General features: G+C 70.5%; 15 protein-coding genes. 8 read left to right on the forward strand and 7 right to left on the reverse strand.

Annotation, left to right across the window (positions count from 1 at the left end):
- Positions 1–34: 34 nt before the first annotated feature.
- The 3 genes from VFZ20_RS15605 to VFZ20_RS15615 form a co-directional block, all read right to left on the reverse strand.
- Complete coding sequence (locus VFZ20_RS15605; RefSeq protein ID WP_329684836.1) at positions 35–538, reverse strand: DinB family protein; 504 nt, start codon at positions 536–538, stop codon at positions 35–37.
- 106 nt (positions 539–644) lie between these two features.
- A complete protein-coding gene (locus VFZ20_RS15610; protein WP_329684837.1) occupies positions 645–1,181 on the reverse strand; it encodes a hypothetical protein in 537 nt (178 codons plus the stop codon).
- A gap of 41 nt (positions 1,182–1,222) precedes the next feature.
- Positions 1,223–1,720 (reverse strand): acetyl-CoA carboxylase biotin carboxyl carrier protein subunit, encoded by a 498-nt coding sequence (locus VFZ20_RS15615; protein ID WP_329684838.1) that lies wholly within the window; start codon positions 1,718–1,720, stop codon positions 1,223–1,225.
- A 249-nt stretch (positions 1,721–1,969) separates the two neighbouring features.
- Between VFZ20_RS15615 and VFZ20_RS15620 the strand changes: the two genes are divergently transcribed.
- The 5 genes from VFZ20_RS15620 to VFZ20_RS15640 all read left to right on the forward strand — a co-directional run bounded on the left by VFZ20_RS15620 (position 1,970) and on the right by VFZ20_RS15640 (position 4,041).
- The gene (locus tag VFZ20_RS15620) at positions 1,970–2,233 is read left to right on the forward strand and encodes a pinensin family lanthipeptide (protein WP_329684839.1); all 264 of its coding nucleotides are present in this window, start codon (positions 1,970–1,972) and stop codon (positions 2,231–2,233) included.
- A gap of 141 nt (positions 2,234–2,374) precedes the next feature.
- Positions 2,375–2,623, forward strand: coding sequence for a hypothetical protein (locus tag VFZ20_RS15625; protein WP_329684840.1), 249 nt, complete (start codon positions 2,375–2,377; stop codon positions 2,621–2,623).
- Positions 2,624–2,717: 94 nt separating this feature from the next.
- A complete protein-coding gene (locus tag VFZ20_RS15630; protein WP_329684841.1) occupies positions 2,718–2,936 on the forward strand; it encodes a hypothetical protein in 219 nt (72 codons plus the stop codon).
- A 197-nt stretch (positions 2,937–3,133) separates the two neighbouring features.
- Entirely contained in the window at positions 3,134–3,358 is a 225-nt protein-coding gene (locus VFZ20_RS15635) for a hypothetical protein (protein ID WP_329684842.1), read from the forward strand.
- 467 nt (positions 3,359–3,825) lie between these two features.
- Positions 3,826–4,041 carry a hypothetical protein gene (locus VFZ20_RS15640; protein WP_329684843.1) on the forward strand — a complete coding sequence of 72 codons (216 nt, stop codon included), beginning with the start codon at positions 3,826–3,828 and terminating at the stop codon, positions 4,039–4,041.
- A gap of 80 nt (positions 4,042–4,121) precedes the next feature.
- Here the strand turns inward: VFZ20_RS15640 and VFZ20_RS15645 are convergent, their stop codons facing one another.
- Together VFZ20_RS15645 and accC are read right to left on the reverse strand one after the other, a co-directional pair.
- Positions 4,122–5,477 (reverse strand): class I SAM-dependent RNA methyltransferase, encoded by a 1,356-nt coding sequence (locus tag VFZ20_RS15645; protein WP_329684844.1) that lies wholly within the window; start codon positions 5,475–5,477, stop codon positions 4,122–4,124.
- On the reverse strand, positions 5,474–6,985 hold the full coding sequence (accC, locus tag VFZ20_RS15650) for an acetyl-CoA carboxylase biotin carboxylase subunit (protein WP_329684845.1): 1,512 nt from the start codon (positions 6,983–6,985) through the stop codon (positions 5,474–5,476). The genes VFZ20_RS15645 and accC overlap by 4 nt, the downstream gene beginning before the upstream one ends.
- A 208-nt stretch (positions 6,986–7,193) precedes the next feature.
- Between accC and VFZ20_RS15655 the strand changes: the two genes are divergently transcribed.
- The 3 genes from VFZ20_RS15655 to VFZ20_RS15665 all read left to right on the forward strand — a co-directional run bounded on the left by VFZ20_RS15655 (position 7,194) and on the right by VFZ20_RS15665 (position 9,184).
- On the forward strand, positions 7,194–8,429 hold the full coding sequence (locus VFZ20_RS15655) for a serine hydrolase (RefSeq protein ID WP_329684846.1): 1,236 nt from the start codon (positions 7,194–7,196) through the stop codon (positions 8,427–8,429).
- An 11-nt stretch (positions 8,430–8,440) separates the two neighbouring features.
- On the forward strand, positions 8,441–8,917 hold the full coding sequence (locus tag VFZ20_RS15660) for an MgtC/SapB family protein (protein ID WP_329684847.1): 477 nt from the start codon (positions 8,441–8,443) through the stop codon (positions 8,915–8,917).
- A 90-nt stretch (positions 8,918–9,007) separates the two neighbouring features.
- On the forward strand, positions 9,008–9,184 hold the full coding sequence (locus VFZ20_RS15665) for a hypothetical protein (protein ID WP_329684848.1): 177 nt from the start codon (positions 9,008–9,010) through the stop codon (positions 9,182–9,184).
- 237 nt (positions 9,185–9,421) lie between these two features.
- Here the strand turns inward: VFZ20_RS15665 and VFZ20_RS15670 are convergent, their stop codons facing one another.
- On the reverse strand, positions 9,422–10,024 hold the full coding sequence (locus VFZ20_RS15670) for a hypothetical protein (RefSeq protein WP_329684849.1): 603 nt from the start codon (positions 10,022–10,024) through the stop codon (positions 9,422–9,424).
- 349 nt (positions 10,025–10,373) lie between these two features.
- Positions 10,374–11,915: an acyl-CoA carboxylase subunit beta gene (locus VFZ20_RS15675; RefSeq protein WP_329684850.1), complete on the reverse strand. Its 1,542-nt coding sequence runs from the start codon at positions 11,913–11,915 to the stop codon at positions 10,374–10,376.
- Positions 11,916–11,961 lie beyond the last annotated feature (46 nt).

Genomic DNA, 11,961 nt, shown 5'->3' on the forward strand with positions numbered 1-11,961 from the left:
CGCACTTTCGCACTCCCGCACTTTCGCACTGCCGTTACGCCATCGCCGGCATGCCCATCATCGCCCATTCCTCCGCGGCGGGGCCGTAGCAGCCGGGGACGGACAGGCCGGCCTGGCGCATCAGCACGGTGAGCTGGCCGCGGTGGTGGGCCTGGTGCCGGACGAGGATGCCGAGCGTGAGGCCGCGCGACCAGCGATCGCCGTACATCTCCACCTCGCCCTCCAGGTCCGCGTCCGTCCACTGCCCGGGCAGCGTCTCGGCCAGGGAGCGGGCGGCCGTCTCGTACATCTCCGCGATCTGCGCGGCGTTGGACGGCGTGGGGTCGATGTGCGTCTCGCCCTGCAGGCCCGTGAGCCCGGCGGCACCCATCATCTCCGGGACCGTCTCCGTGATGTGTGCGGCCAGCCGCCCGGCCGAGCGCCCCTCGGGCGTAACGCGCTGCTCCAGCGACGCGTCCGTCAGCGCGCGCAGCACCTTGAGCGTGGTCTGGGTTTCCTCACGCCAGTCGTTGAGGAAGTCGTCGATGCGTCGGTACATGGGATTGGAGAGAAGAAGTGCCAAGTGACAAGGATCAAGTGCCAAGTACCAAGTGCTTTTTCTACTTGGCACTTGGCACTAGGCACTTGGTACTGCCGTTACTCCCCTACCACCGCGCGAAGACGGGCAGCGTCATCCCGTCCACGAACAGGTCCTGCCAGCCGGAGCCCAGGTCGTCCCACTGCTGGATCTGCGTGATGCGCCAGGTGGCGCCGTCCAGGTCCAGCACGTAGCGAAACTGCTGGCCCTCGTTGCGCAGCTCTTCCTGCTCGTGCGTGAGCGGGGTGCCCTGCGGCAGCGGCGTGGTGTTGTGGATGATGACCATGATGAGCGCGCGCGCCGGGCCGGCCATGTCCACGGCCTCCACCTCGCGCGTGTACGTCTGCCGGATGAACGGCGACGCCAGCACCTCCGCCGCGCGGCCGCCCAGCGTGCGCTCGTAGTCGCGCCGCACGGCCGAGAACGGGTCGCGCTCCGCCGGCCCCGTCACGATGAACGCCGCGATGGAATCCAGCGCGTCCTGCGTGCGCCAGTACGTCCGCAGCGCCGCCTCGGGCGTGCCCAGGTCCACCGCCTGCGCGCGGACGGGCATCGCCGCGAACGCCGCCGCGATCAACCCTCCGACCAGTGCACGAACCTTCATCGCTCTACCACTTGGCACCTGGTACTCAGAACTTGGCACTTCTACTCCAGCACCAGCAGGACGGCGCCCTTGTCCACCGTCTGGCCGGGCTTCACGGCGATGCTGGCCACGACGCCGTCGGAGGGCGCCTTGAGCTCGTTCTCCATCTTCATCGCTTCCACGACGACGACGCCCTGGCCCGCCTTGACCGCCTGCCCCACCTCGACCTCCACCTTCACCACCAGGCCGGGCATGGGGGCCACGACGGTCATGTCCGCCAGGTCCGCGCCGCCGCCCGTCATCTCGCGGATGGCGCGCGTGCGCTCGTCCACGGCGTCGGCCGTGAAGCGCTCGGCGCCCACGCCCAGCTGCCAGCGGCCGCGGCGGTCGCCGGGCGTGGCCGTGATGGCGTACGAGCGGCCGTTCACCAGCAGGTGCCGCGTGTCCGTGCCGGGGAGCGCCACGAGCTGCGCATCCATGGGCGTGCCGTCCACCACGGGCGTGGCGCCGGTCAGGTCCACCTCCACGTCGCGCCCGGCGATGGTGACGAAGTAGCGCATGCGATCAGGTCCGATTGGGGTCTGTTCAGGAGCGCAGCAAGGTGCGCCGGGCATCCCCCGACCGCAAGACCGGCCGGGTGATTTCACGGCGGATGGAGGGGATGCCGGACCGGAACGGATGATCTTTCCCCCGATCGCGTCGCCGCGCTCCACGGATTGGCCGCGCCACGCCGTTGACACGCGACGAAAGCGGACGCATCATACGATTCGTTATCCGCCACAATCCATAATCATCCTGGAGAAGCGACCATGCACAAGCTGCGGCTGGAGGACCTGCGGATCGAATCATTCGAGACCGCCGGCACGCCGGACGCGCGGGGAACTGTCCACGCGCACCTGACCAACCCGTGCATCAAGACGGTCTACGCGACGTGTCCGCTCACCTGCGACGACGCGACCTGCGTGGGCAGCTGCCAGGGCACGTCGTGCTACCTCCCGGCGTGCGGCTCGTGCCTGGACTCCTGCCCGGGCGGTGCCTGCCCGGACCCGTCGGACACAACGGTCACCGCCTGACGTTTTTCCCGGCGCCTCCTCGTCCCCTCGCGGACGGGGGCGCCGGTTCCGTTTGCGCCCGTCCACGCCGACGGGCGCCGCAGTGCGGCACGCGTGGGACGTGCCGGGTCCCCCCCATCCACCCTTGGCAGGAGCAGACGCATGAAGAAACTGGCGCTCGACCTCGATTCGCTCGCCGTGGAGTCGTTCCAGACGGACGCCGCGACGGACGGCCGCGGCACCGTGCAGGGCCACGACGCCACGCGGCTCGCGGACACCTGCGGCTGCTCGCCCCGCCCCACGGACGGCTGTACGATCGGCTGCCCGTACACCTCGGACGCGGATGGCGACACCCTCCCCGACCAGACCCAGCCCTACAGCAACAACTGCTGGACCGTGATCGAGTGGTAAAGCCCCGTCATCCGCGGATCGGCGGATGAACGGACGCGGCCCGCCCGACAAAGGCGTCCGGCGGGCCATCCATCTCCAACAGGCAGCGACTCCCATGAAGAAGCTTTCCCTGCGGCTGGATGCCCTCACGGTGGAATCGTTCGAGCCCGCGCGGATCCAGCAGGGCCGCGGAACGGTGCAGGCGCACCTGTCCTCCGCCGACCGCTACCAGTGCGACGCCGCGTGCATGAGCGGGCAGTACTGCCTGAGCGCGTCCGGGTGCATGTCGCACGAGCAGACCTGCTTTTGCGACAGCGCCATCAACTGTGCGTGACCGGACGCGCCGGCCGGGATGAGCGCGGGCCGCCGGACGACGACGTCCGGCGGCCTTCCTGGACCATCGGGTTTGGCCGCTCCGTGGCGTTCGCTTGACAGGGATGGGCAGATGCGGGGAGCTTGGGACCGTTCCCCCTGATGGACCCGCCGGCGCACGGGCCTTTTGCGCCACTCCCACTCTCCCGGACCCATCCCATGAAGAAGCTCACGCTGCAGGTCGAGTCCCTCCAGGTGCAGTCGTTCGACACCCAGGCGCCCGCGTCCGCCCCGCGCGGAACCGTGCGCGCGCACGACCAGCAGCAGGACGACGCGGCCAACACCGACCAGGGCACGCGCTGGTGGTTCGACTGCTTCACCATCACCTGCATCTGCGGCGCGTCCGACAAGGCCGGCTGCACGGGCGCCGGCTGCCCGGGCTGATCCCGGATCGGACATTCCACGGCCACCAACCAGATTGGGCCGCCGGACGATCGATGTCCGGCGGCCTGTCTGTAGCCGGCACCCGGGCGGCACCATCGCCACGCGGAGCTGCGACGCCGAATTCGACGCGCACACCGGGGGGAGACGGATGCGTCTGCCGCATCGGATACCGCCACACGACACGCACTCGCTTCCGCGCGCAAGTCCCGCGACGCCGGTGAGAACCCGGGTCCGGGAGCACGAATTTCCTGAATTTGTCCCGGACGGTCCGGTTGACAGGCTCCACCCGGCGGGACATACTGCGTACCCTAAGCCGTTCTAATTTTTCGGATATCGACCGCCGGGCCGTGCGGGCCCGGGACGGCGGCTCCGCTGGCTTCTCCGCGTGCGCGCGGAGAAGCGCCGGGCCGCGACGCGGGATTCCCCCGCCCGCGGCGATGCTCTCCCCTTTTGCAAAAGGCACCACGATGCGGAAGCTGAAGCTGAACCTGGAAGCGCTCACCGTCGAGTCGTTCGGAACCGCTCGCCCCGCGAACGCGCGCGGCACCATCCAGGCGCACCAGGTGCAGCAGGGCCCCATGGATACCTACGCCGACTCCGAGGCGACCGCCTGCACGTGCGACACGCAGGGAAGCACCATGTGGACGAACGGGTACGACTGCAACTCGTACCGCTTCTGCTGAAATAGGCGGGTGCACGTTCAAACGGCCGCCGGACCTCGTGGTCCGGCGGCCGTTGTCGTCCACGGAATCCCAGGTGTCCGCTACCCTTCCGCCACCAGCAGCGCGACGGATTCCACGTGCGCCGTCTGCGGAAACAGGTCGAACGAGCGGATGGATTCCAGGCGGTACGCGGGCGCCATCCGCTTGAGGTCGCGGGCGAGCGTCGCGGGATTGCAGGATACGTAGAGGATGCGCGCCGCGGGCGCCGCCACCAGCGCGTCCGCCGCCTCTCCCGCGATCCCCGCGCGCGGCGGGTTGAGCACCACGAGGTCCGCGGGCAGGTGATCCGCGATCAGCGCCTCGACCGGGCCCTCCACGAACACGGCGCCGTCCGGCGCGGCGCGGCGCGCTTCCGCCACGGCGTTCGGATCCAGCTCGATCCCCGTCACGCTCGCGCCGGCGCGGGCAAAGCGCCGCGCATGCAGGCCGATGCCGCAGTACGCGTCCACGATCCGCAGCCCCGCCACGTCGCCCGCGAGCGACATCACGTGCGCCTCCAGCAGCGCCGCCGCCGCGCGGTTCACCTGCAGGAACGCCGCGCCGCTGAGCTCCACCGTCTCGTCGCCCCACGTCTCCGGCAGCCCGGGCGCGCCCGCCACCAGCTCCGCCGTCGCCTCGCCCGGCCGGTGCCACACGGAGACGAGGCCCGGCACGGCGTCGATCAGCTCCTGCGGCCGGCCGGGGTTGAATCCGCCCTCCACCAGCAGCGACACGTCGCCCGACGCGCTGGCCCGCAGCGTAAGCCGCAGCTGCGCGCCGGACGGCAGGCGCCGCGCGTCCGGCCCCCAGTTCGCACGGATGCCGTCCCACACGCGGCCGATGGCCGCCTCGAACAGCAGGCAGGCGCCGTCCAGGTCCACGATCTCGTCCGGCTCGCCCAGCGCGTGGAACCCCGCCACGACGCGCCCGTGCTCCATCCGCCGCAAGGCGAACGACACGCGGTTGCGGTAGCGGAACTCCGACGGGGACGGCACCACCTCCGGCGCGTCCACCGCCAGCCCGCCGATGCGCGTCAGCGCGTCCGCCACGATGCGCCCCTTGGCCCGCAGCTGCGCGTCGTACGGCATGTGCTCCAGCGTGCACCCGCCGCAGCGCGCGTAGAACGGGCATGGTGCGTCCCGCCGCTCCGCCGACGGTTCGATCACGCGCAGAAGGCGGCCGCGCGTCCACCGGTCCCGCCGCTCCGTGAGCGCCACCTCCGCCAGGTCCCCCGGCGCCGTGCGATGGACAAAGCACACGCGGCCGTCCGGCAGCCGCCCCACGCCCTCCCCGCCGGCCGCGATGGAATCGATCCGCAGCGTGACGGTCGGCGGCGGCCGGCGCGGCCCGCCGGGCCCCGACGATCCACCGCGCGCTCCCCCGCCCCGCCGCGGTCCCCGCGGACGACGCTCGCTCAACGCCCTCTCCAGCCCATGCCCGCGCGCTTCCACGCGCTGCCGCCGAACCCGCCCGCGGGCGACGACGACGCCTGCACGCGCGACACGCCGCGCTGGGTGCGGCGCTCCTCCTCCAGCAGCGCCGCGGCCAGGGCGGCCACCCGCACGGACGCGTCGTCCGCCTCGGCGGAAAGCAGGTCGTGCGTGTCCAGGTACTTGATGTCGATGGTGCCGGCCCGGAAGTCCGGCTCGTCCATCACCCGCAGGTGGAACGGAACGGCCGTGTCCACGCCTTCCACGCGCAGCTCCAGCAGGGCGCGCTTCATCCGGTCGATGGCCTCGATGCGCGTGGGCGCGTGCACGATCAGCTTGGCGAGCATGGGATCGTAGAAGAGCCCCACTTCCACGCCCGGCACGATGCCGCCGTCCCAGCGCACCCCCGGCCCCGTGGGCACGACCAGGTTGCGGATGCGGCCCGTGGACGGCAGGAACGAGTTGTACGGGTCTTCCGACGTGATGCGGCACTCGATGGCGTGCCCCTCCCAGCCGATCTGCTCCTGCGTGAACGGCAGCGCCTCGCCGGCCGCCACGCGGATCTGCCACTGCACCAGGTCAATGCCCGTCACCAGCTCCGTCACGGGGTGCTCCACCTGGATGCGCGTGTTCATCTCCAGGAAGTAGAACGCGCCGTTCTGGTACAGGCACTCCACCGTGCCCGCGCCCTCGTAGTTCACGGCCCGCGCGGCGGCGACCGCCATCTGCCCCATGGCCTGGCGCTCCTCCGGCGTGAGCACGGCCGACGGCGCCTCCTCGATGAGCTTCTGGTGTCGGCGCTGGATGCTGCACTCGCGCTCGCCCAGGTGCAGCGTGTTGCCGTGGCGGTCCGCCAGCAGCTGGATCTCGATGTGGCGCGGACCCTCCAGGTACTTCTCGATGTAGACGGCCCGGTCGCCGAACGCCGCCTGCGCCTCGTTGCCGGCCGCGTCAAAGGCGCGCTCGATCTCGTCCTCGCCCCGGACCACGCGCATGCCCTTGCCGCCGCCGCCCGCCGCCGCCTTGAGCAGCACGGGGTAGCCGATCTCGCCCGCCACGCGCCGCGCCTCGGCCGCGTCGGCCAGCGCCTCCTTCGTCCCCGGCACGACGGGCACGCCGGCGTCGATCATCCGGCTGCGGGCGGCCGTCTTGTCGCCCATGGCCGTCACGGCCTCGGGAGAGGGGCCAATGAAGACGAGCCCCGCGTCGCGCACGGCCTGGATGAACGGCGCGCGCTCCGAGAGAAAGCCGTAGCCGGGGTGGATGGCCTCGGCCCCGCACTGCTTCGCGACCTCGATGAGCACGTCCGCGCGCAGGTAGCTCTGTGCGGACGGCGCGGGGCCGATGAGGTAGGCCTCGTCGGCCGCGAGGACGTGGGGAGCCAGGCGGTCGGCCTCGGAGTAGACGGCGACGGCCTTGATGCCCAGCTCGTGCGCCGCGCGGATGACGCGAAGGGCGATCTCGCCCCGGTTGGCGACCAGGATCTTGTTGAACACGCTGCCTCGGGCAGAGATGAAGTCGAGTTCCCGCTCACGCGCCGCCGGCCCGTCCCGGCGGAAGGCGCCCAAACTACAACCCCCCCGCCCCGTTGGCGAGGCGTGGGCCGCGTACCGTGGCAGAGCGATTGCTGGTTGCTCCGCGTGCAACGATCCGTTATCGGTTCTGTCACAACCGATCCCGTCCGCCCGAACCCGACGTTCCGCCGTGCTCCGTCGCCGCCGATCGCTCCCGCTCCTCGCCGCGCTCGCCTTCGCCGCCACGTCCGCGCAGGCGCAGCGCGGCGCCGTCTACTATCCCGGCCCGGGGGGCCAGTGGGAGCGGCGCACCCCGGCGCAGGTGGGGATGGATGCCGCCCTGCTGGACAGCGCCGTCGCCTTCGCGAGGGCGAACGAGAGCAGCGCGCCCCGCGACCTGGAGATGGCCCACTACCAGACGTTCGGCCGCGAGCCGTTCGGCGAGGCGGTGGGCCCCTTCGCCGAGCGGGGCGACCCGGCGGGCATCGTCATCCGCAACGGCTACGTCGTGGCCGAATGGGGCGACGTGAACCGCGTCGACATGACGTTCAGCGTCACCAAGAGCTTCCTGTCCACCGTCGTGGGCCTGGCCGTGGACCGCGGGATGATCCGCTCCGTGGACGACGCGGTCGATCCGTACGTGGGCCCCATCTTCGTCCTGCCCCCGGAAGGCGGCAGCCGGCACGCGGGCAGCCTGGGGGAGAATCGCCCCCTGCGCCTGTTCGACACGGACCGCGAGCGGCGCATCACCTGGAACCACCTGCTGCGCCAGGTGAGCGACTGGGAGGGCACCCTCTGGGGCAAGCCCGACTGGGCCGACCGCCCCGCGCAGAACCCGCGCGAGTGGCTCACCCGCGAGCGGGGCGAGCCCGGCGCCGCGTACGAGTACAACGACGTCCGCGTGAACCTGCTGGCCCTCGCCGCGCTCAACGTGTGGCGGCGCCCCCTGCCCGAGGTGCTGCGCGAGGAGGTGATGGACCCCATCGGCGCGTCGCCCACGTGGCGGTGGGTGGGCTACGAGAACTCGTGGGTGCTGATGGACGGGCGCGCCGTGCAGTCCGTGAGCGGCGGAGGACACTGGGGCGGCGGCATGTTCATCAGCGCGCGCGACCTGGCGCGGTTCGGCTACCTGACCCTGCGCCGGGGCCGGTGGCGCGACCGGCAGATCCTGTCCGAGAGCTGGGTGCGGATGGCCCTCACGCCCACGCCCGTGGAGCCCACGTACGGGTTCATGAACTGGTTCGTGAACACGGACCGCAAGTACCTCCCCAGCGCGCCGGCCACCGCGTTCGCCCACGTGGGCAACGGCACCAACGTGGTCTACGTGGACCCGGAGAACGACCTGGTGGTCGTGGCCCGGTGGATCGCCAACCCGGCCGTGGACGGGCTGGTGCAGCGGGTGCTGGCCTCCGTCCGCGCGCGCTGACGGGCCGGCCCATGAACTGGTTCACCACGACGCTGTCGTTCACGGACGTCCTGGTCCGCCTGGTCTCCGCCACGCTCATCGGCGCGGCGCTGGGGCTCAACCGCGAGATCCGCGGCAAGCCCGCGGGGCTGCGCACGCACGCGCTCGTGGCCCTGGGCACGGCCCTGGTGACGCTCACGGGCATCGAGCTGGCCGGCCACGACGGGGAGTTCGACAGCAACTCCGTGTCCCGCGTGATCCAGGGGATCGTGGCGGGGATCGGCTTCCTGGGCGGCGGTACCATCCTCAAGGCCGACTCCGGCCAGCACATTTCCGGGCTCACGACGGCCGCCAGCCTGTGGGTGGTGGCGTGCCTGGGCATTGCCTGCGGCGTGGGGCTCTGGCAGATGGCCATCGTGGCCGTGCTGCTCGCCCTCGTGGTGCTCATCGTGGGCGAGCCCCTGGAAAACGCGCTGCACCGCTGGATGGGCAGCCGCGGCAAAGGCTGAGCGCCCGCAGGCCCTGCGCCGGATGCGAGCACGGCGCTTGCTCCGCGCTCGCCGCCGTTCACCACCATCACCCGCCGCGGGAGCCGACCGATGCGCGAATCCGACATGCCGCCGCCGGGCGACCCCGCCGTGCGCGGAAGCCGCGTGTGGGCCTACCTGTTCATCGCGGCCATCCTCGTCTTCATCGCCTGGTTCGCGGCCGAGCACTGGAGCACTCGCCAGTCCAACCGCAACACCACGGTTCCCGTGCAGAGCGTGGACAGGTAGTCGGAACGGCGATCCATCCATCCACCCGGAGTCGGCGCACGGTCGAGTGTGCGACCGGTGCGTTTCGTCTCTGCTCCCACCGGCCTCAGGCGGCATCCCGGGCGTTTCTGATCCAGCCGTGACACAGCTCGGAACCATGCGCCCACTCCGCGGGAAACGGGCACCACGCTCCGCGAGCCGCGATGTGGGCGGCCGCGGCCGGCGCTTCGTCCAGCGCCCGCCGTAGCCAGCCCATCCTCATCCCGAAATCTTCGACCGCAGGAACGCCATCGCGTCCTCGTGCGAGACGACCCGCCCTGCCGCGACGTCCTCCAGTCCCGCGTGAAGGCTTTCGATCAGGTCGAGGTCGTCGCGAAGCTGATCACGCTTTTCCGCCACCGACGCGAGGACTTCTCCGAGCGTTCCGGACCCGGACGCTGCCCGCGCCGAGCGCCCAGGGCTTTCCGATCGTTCCTGATTCCCGGGACGGCCGGGCTCCCGGCCGAGCTTCCCTTCAAGAAAGTCGAGTCGGCTGATCAGGTCCTCGTATTCACCCATGTCGAGCGTAACGCTGTCCGCCCCGTAGCCCCCGCTGTTGAGCGGGTTGAGCGCCACCTCGAGCACGCCGACAAATCCGTCCGATCCCGGCTGTCGCGCGGGCCGGCCGGCGCGCTCCACGGCGAGACGCGCGAAGCGCAGGGCGGCCGCCACGCCTTGGGGCGAGAGCTCGGGGTGGCGTCGCAGCGCGCCGTCGAACTGCCCTCCGTCCTGCAGCGCCTGGAGGATCTCGTCGACCGGGGTGCTGGCCGAAGACACCATTGCCCGCCCCGTGTCGCTGTCCCGTACGATGTACTCCGTCATGGCTCCGTCTCCCGTCTGAAAGTGTGCTCCAAAGCTAACCCATTCCTGTCCACAGTGGAATGGTTTGGATTCCGCCACCGCGCGGACGTATCGGCTCCGGACGTGAAAACACCGAGGAATCACGAGAGGATTTCTCGGTGTTTCCGTTCGAAATCGGGCGCAATCCACTTTTTCGTCCCGGATCAACCATCGCGAACTAGGTGGATGTTTTCATTTCGCGTCATCGCGCGGACAGGGTTCAACAGGATGCGGCGGAGGGGCAAAACGCAAAGGGCTGGTCACCGTCTCAATGGTGGCCAGCCCCCTGGATGAGTATCCGCTTCACCTGCTAGATGCCCACGTAATCCCCCTACAACGGGATGTTGCCGTGCTTGCGGGGCGGGTTGCTGTCGCGCTTGTTCTGCAGCATGTCCAGCGCGCTGATCACCCGGGCGCGGGTCTCGCGCGGGTCGATCACGTCGTCCACGTAGCCGCGCGCGGCTGCCGCGAACGGGTTGGCGAAGCGCTCCTCGTAGTCCTTTTGCCGCGTGGCCGCCTCGGCCGCCGGGTCCTCCGCGCCGCCGATCTCGCGGCGGTACAGGATCTCCACGGCGCCCTTGGCCCCCATCACGGCGATCTCGGCCGTGGGCCAGGCGTAGTTGATGTCGCCGCGGATGTGCTTGCTGCTCATCACGTCGTACGCGCCGCCGTACGCCTTGCGGGTGATGATGGTCACCTTGGGCACCGTGGCCTCGCAGAACGCGTACAGCAGCTTGGCCCCGTGGCGGATGATGCCGCCGTGCTCCTGCGTCACGCCCGGCAAAAAGCCCGGCACGTCCTCGAAGGTGAGGAGGGGCACGTTGAAGCTGTCGCAGAACCGGACAAAGCGGGCCGCCTTTACGGATGCGTCGATGTCCAGCACACCCGCCAGCACCGCCGGCTGGTTGGCCACGATGCCCACCGAGTGGCCCCCCACGTGCGCGAAGCCGCAGAGGATGTTGCCCGCGTAGTCGGCATGCACCTCGTAGAACTCGCCGTCGTCCACCACGCGGCGGATGACGTCGTGCATGTCGTACGGCTTGTTGGGATTGTCGGGGACGATGTCCAGCAGCTCCTCGTCCGCCCGGTCGAACGGGTCGTCCGTGGGCTTGCGGGGCGCGTCTTCCTGGTTGTTCTGCGGGATGAACTCGAACAGGTGGCGGATCCGGTGCAGGCACTCCACCTCGCTGCGCAGGGCAAAGTGCGCCACGCCGCTCTTGGCCGCGTGCGTGGCCGCGCCGCCCAGCTCTTCCATCGTCACGTCCTCGTGCGTGACCGTCTTTACCACGTTGGGGCCGGTGACGAACATGTAGCTCGTCCCCTGCACCATGTAGATGAAGTCCGTGATGGCCGGCGAGTACACGGCGCCGCCCGCGCACGGGCCCATGATGGCGGAGATCTGCGGAATCACGCCCGACGCGAGGGTGTTGCGGAGGAAGATGTCGGCGTAGCCGGCAAGGGAGAGCACGCCCTCCTGGATGCGCGCCCCGCCCGAGTCGTTGAGGCCGACGACGGGCGCGCCCATCTTCACCGCGAGGTCCATGATCTTGACGATCTTCGCGGCGTTGGTCTCCGAGAGGGAGCCGCCGAACACAGTGAAGTCCTGCGCGAAGGCATACACCGGCCGTCCTTCGACGCGCCCCACCCCGGCCACCACGCCGTCCCCTGGCACGATCTGCTCGTCCATGCCGAAGTCGCGGCACCGATGTGTGACGAGCTTGTCCACCTCGTCGAAGGTGCCGGGATCGAAGAGCAGATCGATCCGCTCGCGCGCGGTGAGCTTGCCGGCCTCGTGCTGACGGCGCAGCCGGTCTTCGCCGCCGCCGAGCTCGGCGCGTTGCTCGAGCGATTCGAGATGTGAGAGCGGGTCCATGCTACAGGTCCGGCCCCGAGCCGGACACTACGCCTTCACCGCCTGG

It is taken from the genome of Longimicrobium sp. (assembly GCF_036280135.1).
In the GTDB taxonomy this organism is placed as follows: Bacteria; Gemmatimonadota; Gemmatimonadetes; order Longimicrobiales; family Longimicrobiaceae; genus Longimicrobium.